The 18,839-nt window shown below is 65.6% G+C and carries 21 protein-coding genes and 1 pseudogene; 16 read left to right on the top strand and 6 right to left on the bottom strand.

What is annotated here, in order from left to right:
- Positions 1 to 94 precede the first annotated feature (94 nt).
- The 4 genes from purM to B9Z03_RS14770 are packed head-to-tail and all read left to right on the top strand — an operon-like array spanning position 95 to position 2,476.
- Positions 95 to 1,159 (top strand): phosphoribosylformylglycinamidine cyclo-ligase, encoded by a 1,065-nt coding sequence (gene purM / locus B9Z03_RS14785; protein ID WP_085464911.1) that lies wholly within the window; start codon positions 95 to 97, stop codon positions 1,157 to 1,159.
- Entirely contained in the window at positions 1,159 to 1,860 is a 702-nt protein-coding gene (gene purN / locus B9Z03_RS14780) for a phosphoribosylglycinamide formyltransferase (RefSeq protein ID WP_085464910.1), read from the top strand. Before purM ends, purN begins: the two co-directional genes overlap by 1 nt.
- Before the next feature lie 48 nt (positions 1,861 to 1,908).
- Entirely contained in the window at positions 1,909 to 2,190 is a 282-nt protein-coding gene (locus tag B9Z03_RS14775) for a type II toxin-antitoxin system ParD family antitoxin (RefSeq protein ID WP_085467667.1), read from the top strand.
- Complete coding sequence (locus B9Z03_RS14770; RefSeq protein ID WP_085464909.1) at positions 2,183 to 2,476, top strand: type II toxin-antitoxin system RelE/ParE family toxin; 294 nt, start codon at positions 2,183 to 2,185, stop codon at positions 2,474 to 2,476. The genes B9Z03_RS14775 and B9Z03_RS14770 overlap by 8 nt, the downstream gene beginning before the upstream one ends.
- Here the strand turns inward: B9Z03_RS14770 and B9Z03_RS14765 are convergent.
- The gene (locus tag B9Z03_RS14765; RefSeq protein ID WP_085464908.1) at positions 2,471 to 4,600 is read right to left on the bottom strand and encodes a molybdopterin-containing oxidoreductase family protein; all 2,130 of its coding nucleotides are present in this window, start codon (positions 4,598 to 4,600) and stop codon (positions 2,471 to 2,473) included. The genes B9Z03_RS14770 and B9Z03_RS14765 overlap by 6 nt on opposite strands.
- A 65-nt stretch (positions 4,601 to 4,665) precedes the next feature.
- Between B9Z03_RS14765 and B9Z03_RS14760 the strand changes: the two genes are divergently transcribed.
- The 4 genes from B9Z03_RS14760 (at position 4,666) to B9Z03_RS14745 (ending at position 7,425) form a co-directional block, all read left to right on the top strand.
- Entirely contained in the window at positions 4,666 to 5,532 is an 867-nt protein-coding gene (locus B9Z03_RS14760; RefSeq protein ID WP_085464907.1) for a 23S rRNA (adenine(2030)-N(6))-methyltransferase RlmJ, read from the top strand.
- A gap of 58 nt (positions 5,533 to 5,590) precedes the next feature.
- The gene (locus B9Z03_RS14755) at positions 5,591 to 6,016 is read left to right on the top strand and encodes a hypothetical protein (RefSeq protein WP_085464906.1); all 426 of its coding nucleotides are present in this window, start codon (positions 5,591 to 5,593) and stop codon (positions 6,014 to 6,016) included.
- On the top strand, positions 5,998 to 6,594 hold the full coding sequence (locus tag B9Z03_RS14750; RefSeq protein WP_348529079.1) for a ribonuclease T2 family protein: 597 nt from the start codon (positions 5,998 to 6,000) through the stop codon (positions 6,592 to 6,594). Before B9Z03_RS14755 ends, B9Z03_RS14750 begins: the two co-directional genes overlap by 19 nt.
- A gap of 234 nt (positions 6,595 to 6,828) precedes the next feature.
- Positions 6,829 to 7,425: a glutathione S-transferase gene (locus B9Z03_RS14745; RefSeq protein ID WP_085464905.1), complete on the top strand. Its 597-nt coding sequence runs from the start codon at positions 6,829 to 6,831 to the stop codon at positions 7,423 to 7,425.
- A gap of 76 nt (positions 7,426 to 7,501) precedes the next feature.
- Here the strand turns inward: B9Z03_RS14745 and B9Z03_RS14740 are convergent, their stop codons facing one another.
- Positions 7,502 to 8,164, bottom strand: coding sequence for an outer membrane protein (locus B9Z03_RS14740; RefSeq protein WP_085464904.1), 663 nt, complete (start codon positions 8,162 to 8,164; stop codon positions 7,502 to 7,504).
- Between the two features lie 420 nt (positions 8,165 to 8,584).
- On the opposite strand from B9Z03_RS14740, the gene B9Z03_RS14735 reads away from it, so the two are divergent.
- The 5 genes and pseudogenes from B9Z03_RS14735 (at position 8,585) to B9Z03_RS14715 (ending at position 12,843) form a co-directional block, all read left to right on the top strand.
- Positions 8,585 to 9,349 carry an SDR family oxidoreductase gene (locus B9Z03_RS14735; protein ID WP_085464903.1) on the top strand — a complete coding sequence of 255 codons (765 nt, stop codon included), beginning with the start codon at positions 8,585 to 8,587 and terminating at the stop codon, positions 9,347 to 9,349.
- A gap of 155 nt (positions 9,350 to 9,504) precedes the next feature.
- Positions 9,505 to 11,388 (top strand): annotated as a pseudogene (gene uvrC / locus B9Z03_RS14730) (excinuclease ABC subunit UvrC); the annotation flags it as partial.
- Positions 11,389 to 11,529: 141 nt separating this feature from the next.
- Positions 11,530 to 12,120, top strand: coding sequence for a CDP-diacylglycerol--glycerol-3-phosphate 3-phosphatidyltransferase (pgsA, locus tag B9Z03_RS14725; protein WP_085464901.1), 591 nt, complete (start codon positions 11,530 to 11,532; stop codon positions 12,118 to 12,120).
- A gap of 7 nt (positions 12,121 to 12,127) precedes the next feature.
- On the top strand, positions 12,128 to 12,379 hold the full coding sequence (gene moaD, locus B9Z03_RS14720; protein ID WP_085464900.1) for a molybdopterin converting factor subunit 1: 252 nt from the start codon (positions 12,128 to 12,130) through the stop codon (positions 12,377 to 12,379).
- 2 nt (positions 12,380 to 12,381) lie between these two features.
- Positions 12,382 to 12,843 (top strand): molybdenum cofactor biosynthesis protein MoaE, encoded by a 462-nt coding sequence (locus tag B9Z03_RS14715; protein WP_085464899.1) that lies wholly within the window; start codon positions 12,382 to 12,384, stop codon positions 12,841 to 12,843.
- Here B9Z03_RS14715 and B9Z03_RS29870 read toward each other — a convergent pair.
- Positions 12,840 to 12,983 carry a hypothetical protein gene (locus B9Z03_RS29870; RefSeq protein WP_176247527.1) on the bottom strand — a complete coding sequence of 48 codons (144 nt, stop codon included), beginning with the start codon at positions 12,981 to 12,983 and terminating at the stop codon, positions 12,840 to 12,842. The two genes, B9Z03_RS14715 and B9Z03_RS29870, sit on opposite strands and share 4 nt — an antisense overlap.
- Before the next feature lie 104 nt (positions 12,984 to 13,087).
- Between B9Z03_RS29870 and B9Z03_RS14710 the strand changes: the two genes are divergently transcribed.
- Positions 13,088 to 14,197: a transporter substrate-binding domain-containing protein gene (locus B9Z03_RS14710; RefSeq protein ID WP_085467666.1), complete on the top strand. Its 1,110-nt coding sequence runs from the start codon at positions 13,088 to 13,090 to the stop codon at positions 14,195 to 14,197.
- 211 nt (positions 14,198 to 14,408) lie between these two features.
- Positions 14,409 to 16,595 carry a putative bifunctional diguanylate cyclase/phosphodiesterase gene (locus tag B9Z03_RS14705; RefSeq protein WP_176247526.1) on the top strand — a complete coding sequence of 729 codons (2,187 nt, stop codon included), beginning with the start codon at positions 14,409 to 14,411 and terminating at the stop codon, positions 16,593 to 16,595.
- A 52-nt stretch (positions 16,596 to 16,647) separates the two neighbouring features.
- On the opposite strand, the gene ndk is transcribed toward B9Z03_RS14705, so the two are convergent.
- Complete coding sequence (gene ndk / locus B9Z03_RS14700) at positions 16,648 to 17,070, bottom strand: nucleoside-diphosphate kinase (RefSeq protein ID WP_085464897.1); 423 nt, start codon at positions 17,068 to 17,070, stop codon at positions 16,648 to 16,650.
- An 82-nt stretch (positions 17,071 to 17,152) separates the two neighbouring features.
- Positions 17,153 to 17,848: a glutathione S-transferase family protein gene (locus B9Z03_RS14695; RefSeq protein ID WP_085464896.1), complete on the bottom strand. Its 696-nt coding sequence runs from the start codon at positions 17,846 to 17,848 to the stop codon at positions 17,153 to 17,155.
- A 63-nt stretch (positions 17,849 to 17,911) separates the two neighbouring features.
- Here B9Z03_RS14695 and B9Z03_RS14690 point away from each other — a divergent pair, with 63 nt between their 5' ends.
- Positions 17,912 to 18,415 carry a DinB family protein gene (locus B9Z03_RS14690; RefSeq protein WP_085464895.1) on the top strand — a complete coding sequence of 168 codons (504 nt, stop codon included), beginning with the start codon at positions 17,912 to 17,914 and terminating at the stop codon, positions 18,413 to 18,415.
- Between the two features lie 39 nt (positions 18,416 to 18,454).
- Here B9Z03_RS14690 and rpsU read toward each other — a convergent pair whose 3' ends face one another.
- Positions 18,455 to 18,724 carry a 30S ribosomal protein S21 gene (rpsU, locus tag B9Z03_RS14685; RefSeq protein WP_085464894.1) on the bottom strand — a complete coding sequence of 90 codons (270 nt, stop codon included), beginning with the start codon at positions 18,722 to 18,724 and terminating at the stop codon, positions 18,455 to 18,457.
- Positions 18,725 to 18,839 lie beyond the last annotated feature (115 nt).

Below are 18,839 nucleotides of genomic sequence, written 5' to 3'. Positions count from 1 at the left end.
CGCGGCGCGCTTTCCCAAAGGCGGGTCCGGCACGCTGCTTGCGACGCGGCGGGGTTCATGCGAAGAGCCGCTTCGGAAGTCGACGGGAGACCCCATGACCGCGGGCAGCAACAGCCTCACCTATGCGCAGGCCGGCGTGGACATCGATGCCGGCAATGCAATGGTCGAGAAGATCAAGCCGATCGTGCGCACGACCAGGCGCGTCGGCGCCGACGGCGAGATCGGCGGCTTCGGCGGCCTGTTCGACCTCAAGGCCGCCGGCTTCACCGACCCGATCCTCGTCGCCGCCAATGACGGCGTCGGCACCAAGCTCCGTATCGCGATCGAGGCGGGCAAGCACGACACGATCGGCATCGACCTTGTCGCCATGTGCGTCAACGATCTCGTCGTCCAGGGCGCAGAGCCCCTGTTCTTCCTCGACTATTTCGCCACCGGCAAGCTCGACCCCGACCAGGGCGCAGCGATCGTCTCCGGCATTGCAGCCGGCTGCCGCATGGCCGGCTGCGCGCTGATCGGCGGCGAGACGGCCGAGATGCCCGGCATGTATCACGGCGACGACTACGACCTTGCCGGATTCGCGGTGGGCGCCGCGGAGCGCGGCGCGCTGCTGCCGACCGACGACATCATGGAAGGCGACGTGCTGCTTGGCCTCGCCTCATCCGGCGTCCACTCGAACGGCTATTCCCTGGTGCGCAGGATCGTTGGGCTGTCGGGCCTGAAATGGACCGACCCCGCGCCCTTCGACCCCGCCCGCAGCCTTGGCGAGGCGCTGCTGGAGCCGACACGGATTTATGTGAAGCCGGTCCTGGCCGCAATCCGCGGCACGCACGGCATCAAGGCGCTGGCTCACATCACCGGCGGCGGCTATCCCGATAACATCCCGCGCGTGCTGCCGAAGGACTGGGCGGCCGAACTCGACCTCGGCGCAATCGACGTGCAGCCGGTGTTTGACTGGCTGTCGAAGACGGGCGGCGTCGAGGCCAGCGAGATGATGCGCACCTTCAATTGCGGCATCGGCATGGTGATTGTGGTTGCCGCCGGCCAGGCCGCGCAGGTCGCCGCCGTGCTTCAGAGCGAGGGGGAGACGGTCACGCCAATCGGCCGCATCGTGCCGCGGCGCGACGAGCCCGTCATCTATCGCGGGAGGATTGCGCTGTAATGAAGAAGAAGCGCGTCGCCATCCTGATCTCCGGCCGTGGCTCCAACATGGCCGCGCTGATCGACGCCGCCGCCTCGCCCGACTTTCCGGGCGAGATCGTCGGCGTGATCTCGAACCGCCCCGACGCCAAGGGCCTGGCAATCGCCGCCGCCAAGGGCGTGTCGACCTCGGTCATCCCGTCAAAAGGCGTCTCGCGCGAGGATCATGACGCAGCGCTCGACAAAGCGCTCGCCGGCATGAAGGCCGAGATCGTCTGCCTCGCCGGCTATCTTCGCCTCTTGACCGACGGTTTCGTCGCCAGATGGAGCGGCCGGCTGATCAACATCCACCCGGCACTCCTGCCGCTGTTCAAGGGTCTCAATACTCACGAGCAGGCACTCGCGGCCGGCATGCGCATCCACGGCTGCACGGTGCATTTCGTCACCCCCGAGATGGATGACGGACCGATCATCGCACAGGCGGCCGTGCCCGTGCTCGCTTCCGACGATGCCGAGATGCTCGGCGCCCGCGTGCTCGCCGCCGAGCACCACATCTATCCGCTCGGTCTCGCGCTCGTCGCCGAGGGCAAGGCCAGGATGGAGGGCGGACGCACGGTCTTTGCCGATTTCAGCGAGGAAACCGGTGCCGGCCGCCTCGTCTCCGCTCCCGCCCCACGCCCGAAGACGGCCGACATCGAGAGCCTGGCGCGATTCACGCCGTAGCGTTTCTTGCGTATTGGTGGCAACATTTGCCACCGAATGGAGCGCAAGATGGGTCGCATCGAGAAGATCAGCATCGCCCTGCCAGAGGAGATGCTCCAGTCCGTCAAGGAAGCCGTCGACAGCGGGCAGTATGCGTCCACCAGCGAGGTGATCCGCGACGCCCTGCGCGGCTGGCAGTTGCGCGAACCGTTGCGCAAGGCCGAGATCGAACGCTTGCGCAAGGCATGGGAAGAAGGGTTGGCGAGCGGGGCGGCGAGGGAATACGACCTCGAGGAGATCCTCTCCGGCGCAAGACGACGGCTGGAGGAGATGCAGCGCAAGAGTGCGTAAGTTTCCGATCAACCGCACCGAACTCGCCAAGCGCGACATTCAGGACATTTGGCTTGGCATTGCCGTTCACAACCCTGATGCGGCTACACGCATCGTACAGCGCATCGACGCACGGATCAGACTGCTCTCCGAATTTCCCGAACCTGGCCCCGAGCGGCCGGAAGTTGCGATTGGTCCGCCCGCGCTTGTCGAAGGGAACTATTTGATCCTCTATCGCGTCGAAACAGATACCGTGCTGATCGTCCGCGTCGTCCACGGCGCGCGTGATCTGGCTGCCCTGCTATAGCGCCCTCACCCACACCTTGTTGTCGTGAAAAGCCGCTCCGCCATAGGGCGGGCCGGCGTCGGCGCCGGTCAGCACGTTGATCCCCTCGCCGCGCTCATGCGCCGAGTTCGGCCAGATGCCTTCCGCAATGACGACGCCGCGCTTGACGCCGTCGAACAGCTTTGCGTGCAGCACCACTTCGCCGCGCGCGTTGCCCACTTCGACACGTCCGCCGTCCGCGATGCCGAGCGCCTCGGCGTCTTCCGGGTTGAGCAACAGTTCCGGGCGACCCTCCTTCTGACGCGATACAGGCGTTTCGGCGAAGGTCGAGTTGAGGAAGTTGCGCGCCGGCGAGGTCGCCAGCCGGAACGGATGCGCCTCGTCCGCGACCTCAATCAGGTCGACATGATCTGGAAACACCGGCAGCCGCGCCACGTCGCCGAACACACCCATCGATTTCGGCGGCTTGTTCGGCGCGGCATAGGTCGTCCAGTCCGGCCGGAAATGGAACTTGCCGTCGCGATGGCCGAAACCGTCGAGATAGTGCGCACGCTCGAAGGGCGGCTGCATGTCGGCCCAGCGTGCTTCCTTCAGCGCATCGAAGCCGCCCAGCCCGCGTTTGCCCAGGATGATGTCGATATGCTCGCGTTCGGTAAGCCCGAAGCCCGGCATGTGCGACACGCCCAGGCGCTTGGCCAGTTCCTCGATGACGAAATGGTTGGTGCGCACCGTTTCCGGCGGCTCGATCGCCTTGGGACCCAGCGTGATGTGCTGATTGCCGCCGCCGGTATAGATGTCGTCGTGCTCCAGGAACATCGTCGCCGGCAGCACGACGTCGGCGAGCTTCGCCGTGTCGGTCATGAACTGCTCGTGCACACAGGTGAACAGGTCGTCGCGCAAGAAGCCCCGCACCACCTTGCGCTGCTCCGGGGCCACGTTCACCGGATTGGTGTTCTGGATCAGCAAGGCCGTCACCGGCGGACCGCCGAACAGCGCGTCCGGCTCGCCGACCAGGATCGGGCCGATGCGCGAGTGGTCGAGATGCCGGATCTTCGGGTCGATGAACTTCAGCCCCTCCAGCACCGTCTTGTCGAACTTGAAGATGCCCGAGTTGGAGTGGAACGCACCGCCGCCCTCGTATTGCCAGTGGCCGGCGACGACGGAGACCGACAGCGCGGCATGCATGTTCGCCGCGCCGTTGCGCTGGCGCGCGAAGCCGTAGCCGAGGCGGAAGAAGGTGCGCTTCGTCGTGCCGACAAGCTTCGCGAAGGCCTCGATCTCCTCCGCCGACAGTCCTGTGATCGCAGCCGCCCATTCCGGTGTCCGGGTCCGCAGATGCTCTTCCAGGCCTTTCGGGTCGTCGGAATATTTTTCGAGATAAGCTCGGTCGGCGAGGTTGTCGCGGAACAGCACATGCATCACCGCGCAGGCCAACGCGCCGTCGGTGCCCGGCTTCAGCACCAGCCCCATATCGGCCTGTTTCACCGTCGCGTTCTCGTAGATGTCGATCGCGACGATCTTGGCACCGCGCTCCTTGCGGGCCTTGACCGCATGCGTCATCACATTGACCTGCGTGACGACCGCGTTGGTGCCCCAGATCACGACACAGTCGGATTTGGCGATCTCGCGCGGATCGGCACCCGCCAGCCGGCCGGTGCCCATCGTGTAGCCGGTCCAGGCGAGATTGGTGCAGATCGAATCGAAGAAGCCCGAATATTTCTTGGCATTGCGCAACCGGTCGATGCCGTCGCGCTGCACATGACCCATCGTGCCGGCGTAGAAATAAGGCCAGACCGTCTCGCTGCCGTGCTTGGCCTCCGCCTTCAGGAATTCGTCCGCCACGAGGTCGAGCGCAGCCTCCCACGAGGCGTCCTTCCAAACGCCTTCGCCTTTGGCGCCGGCGCGGATCAGCGGCTTCATCAGCCGGTCGGGATGGTGGATCCGGTCGGCATAGCGCGCGACCTTCGCGCAGATGACGCCGGCCGTGTAGGTGTTGTCCTTCGCGCCGTGCACGCGACCGATCCGGTTCGGACCGACGATCTCGACGTCGAGCGCGCAGGTTGAGGGACAGTCGTGCGGGCAGACCGAATGGGCGATGCCCGTCTTCGATGTGGCCGTGCGGCCGAACGTGGCGTGGGTGTTCATGCCCCTTCCCTAGCGGTTTTTCGAAGGCGGGTGTAGAGGCCGTCCATGCTCCGGACCGCACATCCATGAACTACGACCACGCCTATCATGCCGGCAATTTCGCGGACGTGGTCAAGCATGTCCTGGTCGTGCGCATCGTCGAATACCTGAAGCGCAAGGACAAGCCGTTCCGCGTCATCGACACGCATGCCGGCAGCGGCCTCTACGATCTCACGGCCGAGCGGGCGCAGAAGACCGGCGAGTGGCGGACGGGCATCGGCAGGCTGATCGAACAGCGGGGCGACCTGCCGGCTACCGTCCGCAGCCTCCTCGCGCCCTATCTCGACTGCATCACCGATCTCAATCCCGGCGGCGGAATCACGGTCTATCCGGGCTCGCCAGTGCTCGTGCGCCGCCTGCTGCGCGGCCGGGACAGGTTGACGGCGATCGAGCTCCATCCCGACGCGGCCTTCGAACTGAAGAATCGTTTCGCCGGCGATTTCGCCACGCGCGTCATCGAACTCGATGGCTGGCTGGCGCTCGGCGCGCACGTGCCACCGAAGGAGAAGCGCGGCCTGGTGCTGGTCGACCCTCCCTTCGAGATCGACGACGAGTTCGGCCGTATCCTCGACGGCCTGCGGACGGCGCACCGGCGCTGGCCGGGCGGGGTCTACGCCTTCTGGTATCCGGTGAAGGACCGCGAGGAGGTGGGGCGATTCCGGGGGGAGCTCGCCACGCTTGGAATCCCGCGTGTCCTCGACGCGACGCTGACCATCCGCGCGCCTCTCCATTACCCGCGCCTCGACGGCACCGGCATGGTCATCGTCAATCCGCCTTACCTGATCGAGGACGAGCTCAGGCTACTTCTGCCCGTGCTTGCCGACGTGCTGGCACAGGACGAAGGCGCTGCCTGGTCGGTCGATTGGCTCGCCGGAGAGGCCGGACCCGGTTGACGGCGACGGCAAGTTGCAGGAGTGTCCGACCCTGACGAAACGGCGGAGTTCGGGTGCCATGGTGCGATTCGGTTTGCTTCTCTCGACGGTCTTGGCGCTCGCCTCGCTGTCCGGAACCGCCAAGGCTGCGGACATGGTGCGCGACTATGCCGATCCCGGCGTCTGCGCCGATCAGCGTTTCCTCGGCAAGATCTCGCATCGCTTCCGGCATCAGGTGACACATGTGCCGAATCTGCCCGATGTCGACATCGTCGCGTTCCACGACATTCACCAGCATCGCTACAATCAGGCTTCGGAAGATTGGCCGATCGGCCGTCGCTACTGCGGCGCCACCGTCGAGCTGTCCGACGGCAAGTCTCGCTCGATCTGGTATCTCATCGAAGAAGGCATGGGCTTCGCCTCGATCGGCGACAATGTCGAGTTCTGCGTCTCGGGCTTCGATCGCTGGAACGTCTATAACGGCCGCTGCCGGGTGCTGAGGTAACCATCCTGCTTCCGCTTCGCCGGGCGGGTCTTCCCACCCTGCTCCTGTCTCTGTTTCTCGCTGCCTGCGGCGAAGAACAGGCGGCCACTCCGAACACGCCTATCGGTGGTCCCGCCCCAACGGCTCCCGCATCGAATCCACAGACGCCGGTAAAATCCGGAAAAGGCTTCGATTTCTATGTCCTGTCGCTGTCGTGGTCGCCGAGCTATTGCGAGGCAGAGGGGGCGGACGCCAATCGCCAGCAATGCGCGTCGGGCCGTCCCTACGCGTTCGTCGTTCACGGTCTGTGGCCGCAGCTCGAGCGCGGCTACCCTGCCGACTGCCCGGTGGGCGAGAGCGACGTAGACCCCGGCATCGTCTCCGGTATGCTGCCGCTGATGCCGTCCGCCGGACTGATCCGTCACCAGTGGCGCAAGCATGGCTCCTGTGCCGGGCTGTCGCAGCGCGACTATTTCGATGTGGTGCGTGCCGCCCGCGCGCGAATCGAGATCCCGACGGAGTTCGAGCGGCTCTCCGCCTATCGCACGGTGCGGCCCGACGAGGTCGAGGCATCGTTTCTGTCAGCCAACGATAGCTGAAGCCGGACGGCGTCGCCGTCACCTGCGACCGGCGCTACCTGCGCGAGGTCCGGATCTGCTTCACCAAGGGCCTCGAATTCCGTGCCTGTCCCGAAATCGATCGCCGCGACTGCCGGCTCGACAAGGCCGTGATGCCACCCGTCCGGGGTGGCTGAACCAAGGCGCTGCGGGGCTTCCGTGACAACCCGAGGATGGATAGTGTCGCGCCGCCCTCAACCTCACCCGGGAACAACGATGCCGCGCATCCTCTACTCCTCCGCCTCTCCCTACAGCGCCAAGGTCCGGATGGCGGCCGCTCATGCTGGCATCGCCTGCGAGGCGGTGACGGTCGACACCAATGTCGATCCGGCCGTGCTCATCGACGCAAATCCGCTCGGCAAGATCCCGGTGCTCATCACCGACGATGGCGAAGCCGTTTTCGACAGCCGTGTCATCACGCAATACCTCAACCGGATCTCCGGCAACGCGATGTTCCCGCGCAACGCCGCGAAGCGGCTGGAGGCCGAGCGGCTCGAAGCCCTTGCCGACGGCGTCGCCGACTGCCTGCTCGCTCACGTCTACGAACGCCGCTTCCGCCCGGAAGACAAGATCCACCAGCCCTGGCTCGAACGACAGTGGTCGAAGGTCGAGCGCTCGCTCGATTATCTGGTCGCGAACACGCCGAAAATCCCGGCCAAGATCACGGCAGGCCATATCGCGCTGCGCGCCCTCATCGGCTACCTCGCACTGCGCTTCGCCGGCAAGTGGGAAAAGGGTCGCTCGAAGCTGGTCCGCTGGGCGAAGAAGTTCGACGAGAAGTTCCCCCAACTCGCCACCTGCCTTCCGAATTAGCGACGGCTCGACACCAAACAGAAAGGCCGGGGAGTCGCCTCCCCGGCCTTTGCTGTTACGCGGTTACGCGCTGGTCTCAGAACTTCACGCCGAGGCCGAGCTGAACCTTGTTGGAGTGGGTATCGACCTCCTGGGCGACGCCGCCGAGGTTGAACGTCTCCTTGCCGTAGTCCGTGAAGCGATACTCGCCGCGGACGAACACCTGCTCGGTGACCTTCACATCGGCGCCCGCGCCGACCGTGTAGCCGAGCATGGTCTTGCGGTCGGAACCGAACGCGTCGCTGGCCTTCAGGTTCTCAGCGGCGCCACCGCCGGTGCCGTAGAGCAGCACGCGGTCGTTGACCGCATAGCCGAGACGGGCGCGCAGCGAGCCCTCGACGCCGGACTTGGTTTCGATGCCGGCGTTCGAGCCCTTGGCGCCATTGTAGCCGACGTCACCCTCGACGCCGTAGACGATGCTACCGTTCTGGCCCTGGATACCGGCGAACGCGCCGCCGTTGAAGCCGTCATGGTCGTGACGGCCCACGCCCGGAAGGTCTGCACGGCCAAAGGTGTAACCAGCCTGCACACCGGCGTAAGGCCCGGCCCAGCCGGTCGAAGCCGACGGCACGATGTCGACGGGCGCCGGCTCGGGAGCCTGCTCCATGATCGCGTCGGCGGCGAACGCCGGAGCCGATGCGAGGATGGCGAGAGCCGCTGCCGCGGCGAGCGGGCGGGCGAATTTGAGATTGGCTTTCATGGGTGTCTCCTTAGCCTCAGGAACTCGAAACGCTGGCCGAGGGTCGACGTTCCATCTGGGAGGAGACGGAGCGCGCTTCGGTCTGAGCCGGAAGATGGGAGCCAAATGCGGCGCGACCGCACCGCCAATCGGGTCATTGGCGGGCGACGGTGCGGCGAGAAAAAGGCGTTGCACGATGGCAACACGCCCCCGTACGAGGGCTGTCCGCCCTGAGGCAGGCCGTCCGGTACAATGATATCGGAAGCCACCAAGATATTGAAATTTTTAGGTTAATTTTCCGGATTTTCCGGCCGGCTTACGTTATGCTATCCGACAGCCTCCATCCACGTCAGGAATTGGCCGCAACCCCGACCGGGCAGACTGGCGGCCTCCGTTTCGCCCCATATATTTCGAAAAGGTAGCCGCGGGGGACCGTCCTTCATGATTCATCAACCAAGAGCAGCGCTGGTCACCGGAGGCGCGCGCAGGATCGGCGCCGCGATCGTGCGCGACCTGGCGAAGAACGGCTTCGCCGTGGCGATCCATTGCAACCGCTCGCGCGCGGAAGCCGAGGCGCTCGCCGCCGACATCGTCCGCGAGGGCGGCAATGCGGCCGTGGTCACCGCCGACCTCACGAAGACCGACCAGGCCGACGACGTCGTGGCGCGCGCTACAGAGCAGGTTGGGCCGCTGGGCCTCCTCGTCAACAGCGCCTCCATCTTCGAGCCCGACGAGATCGGCAATTTCGACTGGGATCTGTGGGACGCGCATTTCGCCGTGCACGTAAAGGCTCCCGTGCTTCTGGCGCGAAGGCTCGCCGAGTCGTTGCCACAGGATATGGGTGGCCTGGTGGTCAACATCATCGACGAGCGCGTCTGGCGCCCCAATCCGCAGTTCTTCTCCTACGCGCTGTCGAAGTCGGCATTATGGGACGCGACGCGCACCATGGCGCAGGCGCTCGCACCGCGGATCCGCGTCAATGCCATCGGCCCCGGCCCAACGCTGCCCAACATCCGCCAGCAGCCCGGCGATTTCGAGCGGCAGGTCGCCGGCCTGCTGCTCAAGCGTGGGCCGAAGCTACCTGAATTCGGCGCGACGGTGCGCTACCTGTTCGAGACGATGTCAGTAACCGGCCAAATGATCGCCATCGACGGCGGTCAGCATCTTGCGTGGGAAACGCCGGATGTGACAGGCATGAGGGAATGAGTCCCCGTAAAGCCCAGATCGACGACCCGACCGCGCCCGACGCGGACGACGAGACCGCCCTGCTCCCCGCCGATGAGCAGGAGGACGACGATGCCGACATCGTCGAAGATACCGCTGCGCCTGAAATGGCGGCGCTTTGGGATCGCGGCGGCCGCGATACGGAAGGCCTCGCCGGCGCTGAACTGATCCAGGCGCTGGTGAAGCGCCTGCCCAATTCGCCCGGCGTCTACCGGATGATGAACGAGGCCGGCGACGTGCTCTATGTCGGCAAGGCGCGCAGCCTGAAGAAGCGCGTCACCAACTACGCGCAGGGTCGCTTCCACACCAACCGCATTGGCCGGATGGTGCGCGAGACGGCGGCGATGGAGTTCGTCGTCACCCGCACCGAGATCGAGGCGCTCCTGCTGGAAGCGAATCTGATCAAGCGCTTGCGGCCGCGCTTCAATGTGTTGATGCGGGACGACAAGTCGTTCCCCTACATCCTGATCACCAATGACGGGCTGGCGCCCGGCATCTTCAAGCATCGGGGCGCGCGCTCGCGCAAAGGCGACTATTTCGGCCCCTTTGCGTCGGCCGGTGCGGTCGGGCGTACTATCAATGCGCTGCAGCGCGCCTTCCTGCTCCGCAGTTGCACCGATTCCATGTTCGAGAGCCGCACGCGCCCTTGCCTGCTCTACCAGATCAAGCGCTGCTCCGGCCCATGCACCGGCGAGATTTCCGCCGAGGGCTACGCTGAGCTTGTCTCCGAGGCGAAGGATTTCCTCTCCGGCCGCAGCCAGAAGGTGAAGGGCGAAATCTCGGCTGCCATGCAGGACGCATCCGAGCAGCTCGACTTCGAGCGCGCCGCGATCTACCGCGACCGCCTCGCCGCCCTTTCCCATGTCCAGTCGCACCAGGGCATCAATCCGCAATCGGTCGAGGAAGCCGACGTCTTCGCCATCCACCAGGACGGCGGCCAGAGCTGCATCGAGGTGTTCTTCTTCCGCACCGGCCAGAACTGGGGCAACCGCGCCTATTTCCCCAAGGCCGACCCGGCGCTGGAGCCTGCCGAGGTGCTGGGCGCCTTCCTCGCCCAGTTCTACGACGACAAGCCCTGCCCGCGTCTGCTCCTCCTGTCGCACGCCGTCGAGGACCAGGAGCTTCTCGCCGAGGCGCTCGCCACCCGCGCCGGGCGCAAGGTGACTATCTCCGTGCCGTCGCGCGGCGAGAAGAAGGACTTGGTGGCGCACGCCGTTCAGAACGCCCGCGAGGCGCTCGGCCGCCGGCTGGCCGAGACCTCCACCCAGGCCGTCCTGCTCGAAGGCCTCGCCAAGACCTTCGGCCTCGCCACTACGCCGCGCCGCATCGAGGTCTACGACAACTCGCATATCATGGGCACCAACGCGGTCGGCGCCATGATCGTCGCCGGGCCGGAGGGCTTCGCCAAGAATCAGTACCGCAAGTTCAACATCCGTTCCGAGACGATCACGCCCGGCGACGACTTCGGCATGATGCGCGAGGTGATGGAGCGGCGCTTCTCGCGGCTGGTGAAGGAGCATGGCGAGGAGCCGACGCCACAGGCCGAGCACGACGATGCCATGCCCGCCTGGCCGGACCTGATCCTGATCGACGGCGGCCAGGGCCAGATGTCGGCGGTGCGCTCGATCTTGGACGAGCTCGGCATCTCCGACAAAGTGGCGGCGGTGGGCGTCGCCAAGGGCGTCGACCGCGACGCCGGGCGCGAGCGCTTCTTCGCCAAGGGACGCGATCCGTTCATGCTGCCGCCGCGCGATCCGGTGCTCTATTTCATCCAACGGCTGCGCGACGAGGCGCACCGCTTTGCGATCGGCTCGCACCGCGCGCGCCGGAAGAAGGAGATGACGCGCAACCCGCTCGACGAGATCGCCGGCATCGGCCCGACGCGCAAACGAGCGCTGCTGCATCACTTCGGCACTGCCAAGGCCGTCAGCCGCGCAGCACTCGCCGATCTGAGGGCGGTCGAGGGCGTCTCAGAATCGCTTGCGAAACAGATTTATGACCACTTCCACGACAATGGCTGATTCATCCCATTAGTGAGCCGGGAGGGCGAATCGGCTCTGGCGCAACCGATAGTTCGGCGCGCCGGCGGAACCGGCCCTTGCGGTTGACCGGAAGAGGCCGCATCTGTTGACAGTCAGAGATGAGAAGCGAAAAGACGGCGGATGGCTAGCAAGGCGTACAATATCCCGAATCTGCTGACTTACGGGCGCATTCTCGCGGTGCCGCTGATCGTCGTCTGCTTCTATCTGGAGGGACGGCTCGAATCGAGCGACTTCGCCCGCTGGCTGGCCCTGTTCCTCTTCGTGCTGGCGAGCGTCACCGACTATCTCGACGGCTATCTCGCGCGCATCTGGAAGCAGACCTCGAACATCGGCCGGATGCTCGACCCGATCGCCGACAAGCTTCTGGTCTCCACCTGCCTCATGCTGCTCGCCGCCGATCCCGTCGAGACCATCCACGGTTGGTCGCTGTGGGCGGCCATCGTAATCCTGTGCCGCGAGATCCTCGTCTCGGGCCTGCGCGAATATCTCGCCGAGCTGAAGGTCAGCCTGCCGGTCACCCGGCTCGCCAAGTGGAAGACGACCATCCAGATGGTCGCCATAGCCTTCCTGCTGGCAGGCCCCGCCGGCGACAAGATCTTCCCCTACACGACGCACGTCGGCATCACCCTTCTCTGGGTGTCGGCGATCGTGACGCTCTACACCGGCTACGACTATTTCCGCGCCGGCTTGAAGCACGTGGTGGACGAGTGAGGCGGCCGTGAAGCTCATCTACTTCGCCTGGGTCAGGGAACGGATCGGCCTTCCGGAAGAAGACGTCGAGCTTCCCGCCGAGGTGAGGACGGTACGCGACCTCCTCCTGTGGCTGCGCGAGCGCGGCGAAGGATACGAGGAAGCGCTGCGTCATCCCGAAGCGATCCGCGTCGCGATCAACCAGGAGCATTCGCGCCACGACGAGCCGATCGCCGGCGCGCGCGAGATCGCGCTCTTCCCCCCGATGACCGGCGGCTAGCCATGACGGCCCGCATCGAGATCAGGATCCAGACGGAGGATTTCGATCTCTCCGCCGAGGTCTCGGTGCTCGTCGGCGGCCTGCCCGACACCGGCGCGGTCGTCACCTTCAGCGGCCTGTGCCGCAGCGAGGACGGAGCGCTCGCCGCGCTCGAACTCGAACACTATCCCGGCATGGCCGAGGCCGAGATCCGGCGGATCGCCGAGGAAGCGGCCGCACGCTGGCCGGTGAGCGCGCTCGCGGCGATCCATCGCGTCGGGCGCATTGCGCCGGGCGGGAACATCGTGCTGGTGGTCGCGGCCTCCGCCCACAGGCAGGCCGCCTTCGACGCGGCATCCTTTCTGATGGATTTCCTCAAGTCGCGCGCGCCCTTCTGGAAGAAGGAACATCTCGCCGACGGCACAGAGGGCGGGTGGGTCGACGCCAAGGAATCGGACGAAGAAGTGCTCGATCGCTGGTCCTAGCCGCCCGCGCGCACAGCGTCGGGAATCTCCTGCATAAAATCCGAGCCGAGCCGGCCCTTTGCTTCCAGATCCTCCATCGAGGGTTGATCTTCCGCGCCGCGGCCGGTCAAAGTAAATGTCGCCAGAGCAATGCCGGGCATCGCTCAAGCCATCCCCGTAACACGGCTTCCGAGGCATCGACGTCCGGACGCCATACCGCATGAGGCCGCGGCGGGTCGTGGGACCGCGCAAGAAACGAATGAACATGATCGATCGACTTCGACGCGCCCGACCGTGGTGTCTCCTTCTCGCCCTCCTCGCTCTCGCAACCGTCGCCTCCGCGCAGGACGCGCCCTCCCCTTCGTCGTCGCCCGCCGCGACGCTGAAGGTCGGCGTATACGAGCATCCGCCCTTCGTCATGGCCAGAGACGGCGGCTATACCGGCATGGCCGTCGATCTGTGGAACAAGCTCGCCACGACGCTGGACTTCAAGGTCGAGTATATCCCTTACGGCACGCTGCGCGATCTGGTCGAAGCCGTGTCCCGCAACGAGGTGGACGCGGCCGTTACCAATCTCACGATCACGCGCGACCGGGCCGAGAGGATCGATTTCACCCATCCGTGGTTCGACGCTGGCCTGCGCGTCATGACGCGCGACGCTCAGGGAGCCGGCTTCTGGGGCCTTGTGGACGGCCTGCAGCAGTCGGGCCACCTGCGCGCCTACGGCTGGATCGCGCTGGTCATCGTCGCGGCGACCATCATGCTCACCCTGTTCGACCGCCGCTTCGACCAGGATTTCCCGCGTCGCTGGCGCGACGGCATCGCCGAGAGCTTCTATACCGTCATGTCGATCGCCACCTCAGGCAAGCCGCCCGCCCGCCAGAACCTGTTCGGCTGGGTGGGCCGCCTCTGGCAGGGCCTCTGGCTGGTCTGCGGCATTGCCGTCCTGGCTTACGTCACCTCGTCGGTGACCAGCGTCATGACCACGCTCTCGCTGACGGGGCAGATCAACAGCGTGGCAGACCTACCCGGCCGGCCGATTGGCGTGTTCACGGGCAGCGTCTCGGAAGAGTATGCACGCAGCAATGGTCTGAACCTGCGCTCCTTCCCCAACATCGATGAGGCGGCGGAGGCTCTCGCGGACCAGCGCATCGACGCGATCATCGGCGATGCTCCGGTCCTCGAATATTATGCGACTTCGCATCCCGACCAGGCCGTCTCGGTCGTCGGCGCGATCTTCGAACCGGACAAATACGGCTTCGCGCTGCCCCTTCATCACCCCCTCACGCGGCAGCTCAGCGTCGAAATCATCGGCGCGCATGAAAGGGGGCAGATCGCGGAGATCCGGCAACGCTATTTCGGCGAGAGTCCCTAGGTGGAAAGCGTTGAACTCCTCAGCCGGCGGCATTTCCCATTGTTTGTCTGCATATAAATTCTGCATTAACCCTGCCTGCTGTTTTTCACGTCAGTTAGAGCTTTGGGAAATGCCCTGACGTAAGCTCCGCCTACTCGAGCTATCCTCAGGGGCAATGCTGGACGCGCTGGCGAACCTTTTCGGACTGGGAGCGGGGACAGGCTGGCTTGCCATGTCCATCCCGCTGGTCATCGGCGTTCTCGTCTCGACCACCCTCACCTACCGCCGCCGCTGGATCGAGGCCTGCTACGAACATCAGAACAGCCGCGACCTTATCGAGCACCTGTCAGAAGGCATCTACCGCTCTTCGATTGATGGCCAGCAACTCTCCGCCAATAAGGCTCTGGTGAAGCTGAACGGCTATTCGAGCGAGGCCGAGATGCTGGCGAGCGTCCACGACATTGGCGGCGAATGGTATGTCGAGCCCGGCCGTCGCGACGAGTTCCGCCGCGTCCTTCACTCGCAGGGCCATGTCGAGGACTTCGTGTCCGAGATCTACCGGCACAAGACGCGCGAGCGCATCTGGATCTCGGAATCGGCCCGCATCGTGCGTCATAACCGGACGGGCAAGCCCCTGTTCTATGAAGGATCGGTCCGCGAGATCACCGAGACGATCAAGCGCCTCAAGCTTGAGGAACACTACAAGAAGCTGATCACGCAGATCCCCGGCGGCCTGTTCCAGTATCGCAGGAATGCCGACGGCTCGTTCCGAGTCCTCTACTACAGCGAGGGCTTCCACCGTCTGACCGGCATCCCCAACGCCCCGCAGGCGCAGATCCCCGAGACGTTCACCAAGCTCATCGTCCCCGAGGACCTTGACGCCTACTATCAGTCGCTCAGGGAATGCCACCGGGCGTTCAAATATTGGGACCACGAGTTTCGCATCCGCACTCCCGACGGCGTCGAGAAATGGCTGCGCGCGTCGGCGGCGCCCGAAAGGGTTGGCGGCGCCATCGTCTGGCACGGCTACGCCTGCGACATCTCCCCCCGCAAGCGGCAAGAGCTCGAGATCAAGGAGCTCGCCTACTTCGACCCGCTCACGCACCTGCCGAACCGCCGCGCGCTGCTCGACCGGCTGCGCGAGACGCTGGAGCGGACGCGCCATGGCGCGCGACGCGGCGCGCTGCTCTTCATCGACCTCGACAACTTCAAGACACTCAACGACAGCGAGGGCCACGACACCGGCGACGCCTATCTCGTGCAGGTCGCCGGACGGCTATTGTCCTGCGTCGAGCCGGGCGATCTCGTGGCACGCATAGGCGGCGACGAATTCGTCGTCTGCATCGAGGACGCGGGCGCGACCGACGCGGACGCCTCCGCGCGCGCGAACCATACCGCCGAGGCCGTGTTGCGCGAGCTCGCGCAGCCGCACCTGATCGGCGCCGTCGAGCACCAGGCCTCCGCCAGCGTCGGCATCGTCGTCTTCGACGGCAACGAACCGCGCGTCGACGAGGTGCTGAAGCGCGCCGACATCGCGATGTACCGGGCCAAGGCGTCCGGTCGCAACGCGATGGCCCTGTTCGATCCGTCCGACATCGCAGACGAGAACGAGCAGTTCCGCCTCGTCGCCGACCTGCGTACCGCGCTCGCGGAGGACCGCCTGTGCCTGCATTTCCAGCCGCAGGTCGACCAGTTCGGCCGCATCATCTCGGCCGAGGCGCTGCTGCGCTGGACCCATCCGGAGCTCGGCCCCGTCGGGCCCGACCGCTTTATCCCGCTCGCCGAGAAGTCCGGGCTGATTCACGATCTCTGCCGCATGGTCCTCTCCAAGGGCGTGCGCACGCTGGCCGGCTGGCAGGCCAATCCCGACACCGCGCATCTGCGCCTCTCGATCAACGTGTCGCCGAAGTCGTTCAGCAATCCAGGCTTCGTCGCCTATGTCCGGCAGCTGATCGAGGAGCACGCGGTCGACGCCTCGCGCCTGATGCTCGAATTCACCGAGCAGATGATGGCCGAGAACCAGAAGGTCACGGCCGAACGGATGCATGCGCTGCGCCGGCTCGGCATCCGATTCTCGCTCGACGATTTCGGCACCGGCTACTCCTCGCTCGCCGACCTGCGGCAGATGCCGTTCGACGAGCTCAAGATCGACGGTTCCTTCGTGGCCGACATCGAGACGAGGGAGAGCGACCGGGCGCTGGTGCGCACCATCCTCGCCATGGCCGACACGCTGGGACTGGCAGCGGTGGCGGAGCATGTCGAGACGGCGCAGCAGGAGACACTGTTGCGCGCCTTCGGCTGCCGCATGTTCCAGGGCTACCTCTACGCGCCGCCGCTTGCGGCCGACGAGTTCCTCGCCCGCGCCAGAGTGGTGCCGTCGCTCACGCCGACTGCCGAGGCGCTGCGGCTGCGCGCATGAAAAAGGCCGGGCGCGAGGCCCGGCCTTTGGAACTGTTCCATATCGGCTGGGGTCAGCCGACGATCTCGGTGCCCGAGAACCAGTAGGCGATCTCTTCCTTCGCGGTCTCCGGCGCGTCCGAGCCGTGCACCGAGTTCTCGCCGATCGACAGAGCGTGCACCTTGCGGATGGTGCCTTCGGCGGCGTTGGCCGGGTTGGTCGCGCCCATCACCTCACGGTTCTTGGCGATCGCGTTCTCGCCTTCGAGCACCTGCACCACCGTCGGGCCGGACGACATGAACTCGACCAGTTCGCCGAAGAAGGGGCGCTCCTTGTGCACGGCATAGAAGCCCTCGGCCTCGCGGCGGCTCATCCACACGCGCTTGGAGGCGACGACGCGCAGGCCGGCATCCTCGAGCATCTTGGTGATCGCGCCCGTCAGATTGCGCTTGGTGGCGTCCGGCTTGATCATGGAAAAGGTGCGTTCGACGGCCATTTTTCGTCCTTGTCAGATGTGGTTTCGCGTGGGTGGCGCTCCATACACGCCGCCCCCGCGATTGCCAAGGGGCGCGGCCGCGTCACGCCGCCGCCGGCACCTTGCGCATCAGCCCGCCGTGCAGGTCGAGGCAGCGCTCGAACCAGGCGGCCACAGGGTCGGCCGGGTCGAGGAAGCGGAAGGGCGAGACCACTCTCATCCATTGCAGGAAACCGGCGACGATGTAGTCGGCATAGAGCGGTCCGTCGCCACCGATGAACGGCTGGTACGAGAGCATGTCGCGCAGCGGCTCCAGTCCGGCCCGCCAGGCGTGGAGTCCAGCCTCCCGCTCGCCCGACACCTCCTCCAGCGACCGGTCTCCGAACCGCGCCTGGCGCGACGGGCGGAAATAGGCCTGGTCCGCCGGAGCGAGGCGCCCGTAGATGTCCATCAGCGCAGCGCCGCCGAGATAGGGTCGCACCACCGCCTGCGACCAGCGCTCGACGAAACGCGCGGCCGCCTTGCCGCCCTCGCCCTTGAACAGGCTCGGCCGGTCCGGATAGGTCTCCTCGAGATAGACGGCAATGTCGAAGGACTCCTTCATCAACGTTCCGCCGTCGCGGATCACCGGCACGGTCTTGGAGAAGCCGCCCTCGATCTTCGGCACACCGGTGAACGGCACCGGTACTGTCTCGAAGGGAAGGCCCTTGTGCGCCAGCGCAAGCGCGATCTTCCACACATGTGGGCTGAACGGGCGCGAAGGATCCGCGCCCACGAGTTCGTAGAGGAGAATGGTCATTGGCGTCCGCTAGGCTGGGGTCTATGAGGCCAGTGTGAACGGTCGCGCTGGAAAGGAAAAGATGTGAAGCAGCATTTCCGCATGTTCGCCGCCTACAACAGATGGGCGAACGGGCAGCTTTACGACGCGGCCGCAGACCTCACGCCAGACGAGCTCGACCGTGACATGGGGGCCTTCTTCCGCTCGCTCCTCGGCACGCTCAACCATCTTCTGGTGGCGGACCGGATCTGGATGAAGCGCTTCACCGGCGAGGGGCAGGCCCCGAGCAAGCTCGACACCATCCTCTTTATCGATTTCGGCAAGCTGCGCGCTACGCGCGAGGCAGAGGACAAGCGGATCGCCGACTATATCGAGGGACTGACCGAAAAAGCGTTCGCCGGACGCTTCACCTACATGACCGTCACCGACATGCGCACCGTCTCGCAGCGGCTGGCGCCGGCGCTGGCGCATCTCTTCAACCACCAGACCCATCATCGCGGCCAGGCGCACGCGATCCTGACCAGTCTGGGCAGGCCGTCGGTGGAACTCGATCTGATCCAGTTCCAGCGAACGGAAAACGGGCGGTAATTCGCATAGCCGCCCGCACGTCTGGATCTTCAGGAATGCTCAGGTCGTCGGACGCGGCCCGCGGTCCGGACCCTTGCGCTCGATGACCTTCTTCTTCGGCGCGGGCAGCAGGCCCTCGCGCTGCATCTGCTTGCGGGCGGCCTTGCGGGACCGGCGGACGGCCTCGGCCTTTTCTCGCGCGCGCTTCTCCGACGGCTTCTCATATGCCTGACGCGCCTTCATCTCGCGGAAGATGCCTTCGCGCTGCATCTTCTTCTTCAGGACACGGAGAGCCTGGTCGACATTGTTTTCGCGAACGAGTACCTGCAATGGATATCCTAACCTCGGTCTGGAATTTCGGGATGCGAGCGCACCGGTCGGATGAAATCACGATCCGGCGATTTCTGCGTCGCGCATGTTAACAGCTTTCAGCCAGAATGCACCC

It is taken from the genome of Mesorhizobium australicum (assembly GCF_900177325.1).
Classification (GTDB): domain Bacteria; phylum Pseudomonadota; class Alphaproteobacteria; order Rhizobiales; family Rhizobiaceae; genus Mesorhizobium_A; species Mesorhizobium_A australicum_A.
The sequence above is the reverse complement of the archived record's forward strand: the minus strand, read 5'-3'. Positions and strand labels throughout refer to the sequence as shown.

Excerpts from the sequence above, each read along its gene's own strand:
- purM (WP_085464911.1), top strand. The coding sequence starts at position 95 with ATGACCGCGGGCAGCAACAGCCTCACCTATGCGCAGGCCGGCGTGGAC.
- purN (WP_085464910.1), top strand. The coding sequence starts at position 1,159 with ATGAAGAAGAAGCGCGTCGCCATCCTGATCTCCGGCCGTGGCTCCAAC.
- B9Z03_RS14775 (WP_085467667.1), top strand. The coding sequence starts at position 1,909 with ATGGGTCGCATCGAGAAGATCAGCATCGCCCTGCCAGAGGAGATGCTC.
- B9Z03_RS14765 (WP_085464908.1), bottom strand. The coding sequence starts at position 4,600 with ATGAACACCCACGCCACGTTCGGCCGCACGGCCACATCGAAGACGGGC.
- B9Z03_RS14760 (WP_085464907.1), top strand. The coding sequence starts at position 4,666 with ATGAACTACGACCACGCCTATCATGCCGGCAATTTCGCGGACGTGGTC.
- B9Z03_RS14755 (WP_085464906.1), top strand. The coding sequence starts at position 5,591 with ATGGTGCGATTCGGTTTGCTTCTCTCGACGGTCTTGGCGCTCGCCTCG.
- B9Z03_RS14745 (WP_085464905.1), top strand. The coding sequence starts at position 6,829 with ATGCCGCGCATCCTCTACTCCTCCGCCTCTCCCTACAGCGCCAAGGTC.
- B9Z03_RS14740 (WP_085464904.1), bottom strand. The coding sequence starts at position 8,164 with ATGAAAGCCAATCTCAAATTCGCCCGCCCGCTCGCCGCGGCAGCGGCT.
- B9Z03_RS14735 (WP_085464903.1), top strand. The coding sequence starts at position 8,585 with ATGATTCATCAACCAAGAGCAGCGCTGGTCACCGGAGGCGCGCGCAGG.
- pgsA (WP_085464901.1), top strand. The coding sequence starts at position 11,530 with ATGGCTAGCAAGGCGTACAATATCCCGAATCTGCTGACTTACGGGCGC.
- B9Z03_RS14715 (WP_085464899.1), top strand. The coding sequence starts at position 12,382 with ATGACGGCCCGCATCGAGATCAGGATCCAGACGGAGGATTTCGATCTC.
- B9Z03_RS29870 (WP_176247527.1), bottom strand. The coding sequence starts at position 12,983 with ATGCCCGGCATTGCTCTGGCGACATTTACTTTGACCGGCCGCGGCGCG.
- B9Z03_RS14710 (WP_085467666.1), top strand. The coding sequence starts at position 13,088 with ATGATCGATCGACTTCGACGCGCCCGACCGTGGTGTCTCCTTCTCGCC.
- B9Z03_RS14705 (WP_176247526.1), top strand. The coding sequence starts at position 14,409 with ATGTCCATCCCGCTGGTCATCGGCGTTCTCGTCTCGACCACCCTCACC.
- ndk (WP_085464897.1), bottom strand. The coding sequence starts at position 17,070 with ATGGCCGTCGAACGCACCTTTTCCATGATCAAGCCGGACGCCACCAAG.
- B9Z03_RS14695 (WP_085464896.1), bottom strand. The coding sequence starts at position 17,848 with ATGACCATTCTCCTCTACGAACTCGTGGGCGCGGATCCTTCGCGCCCG.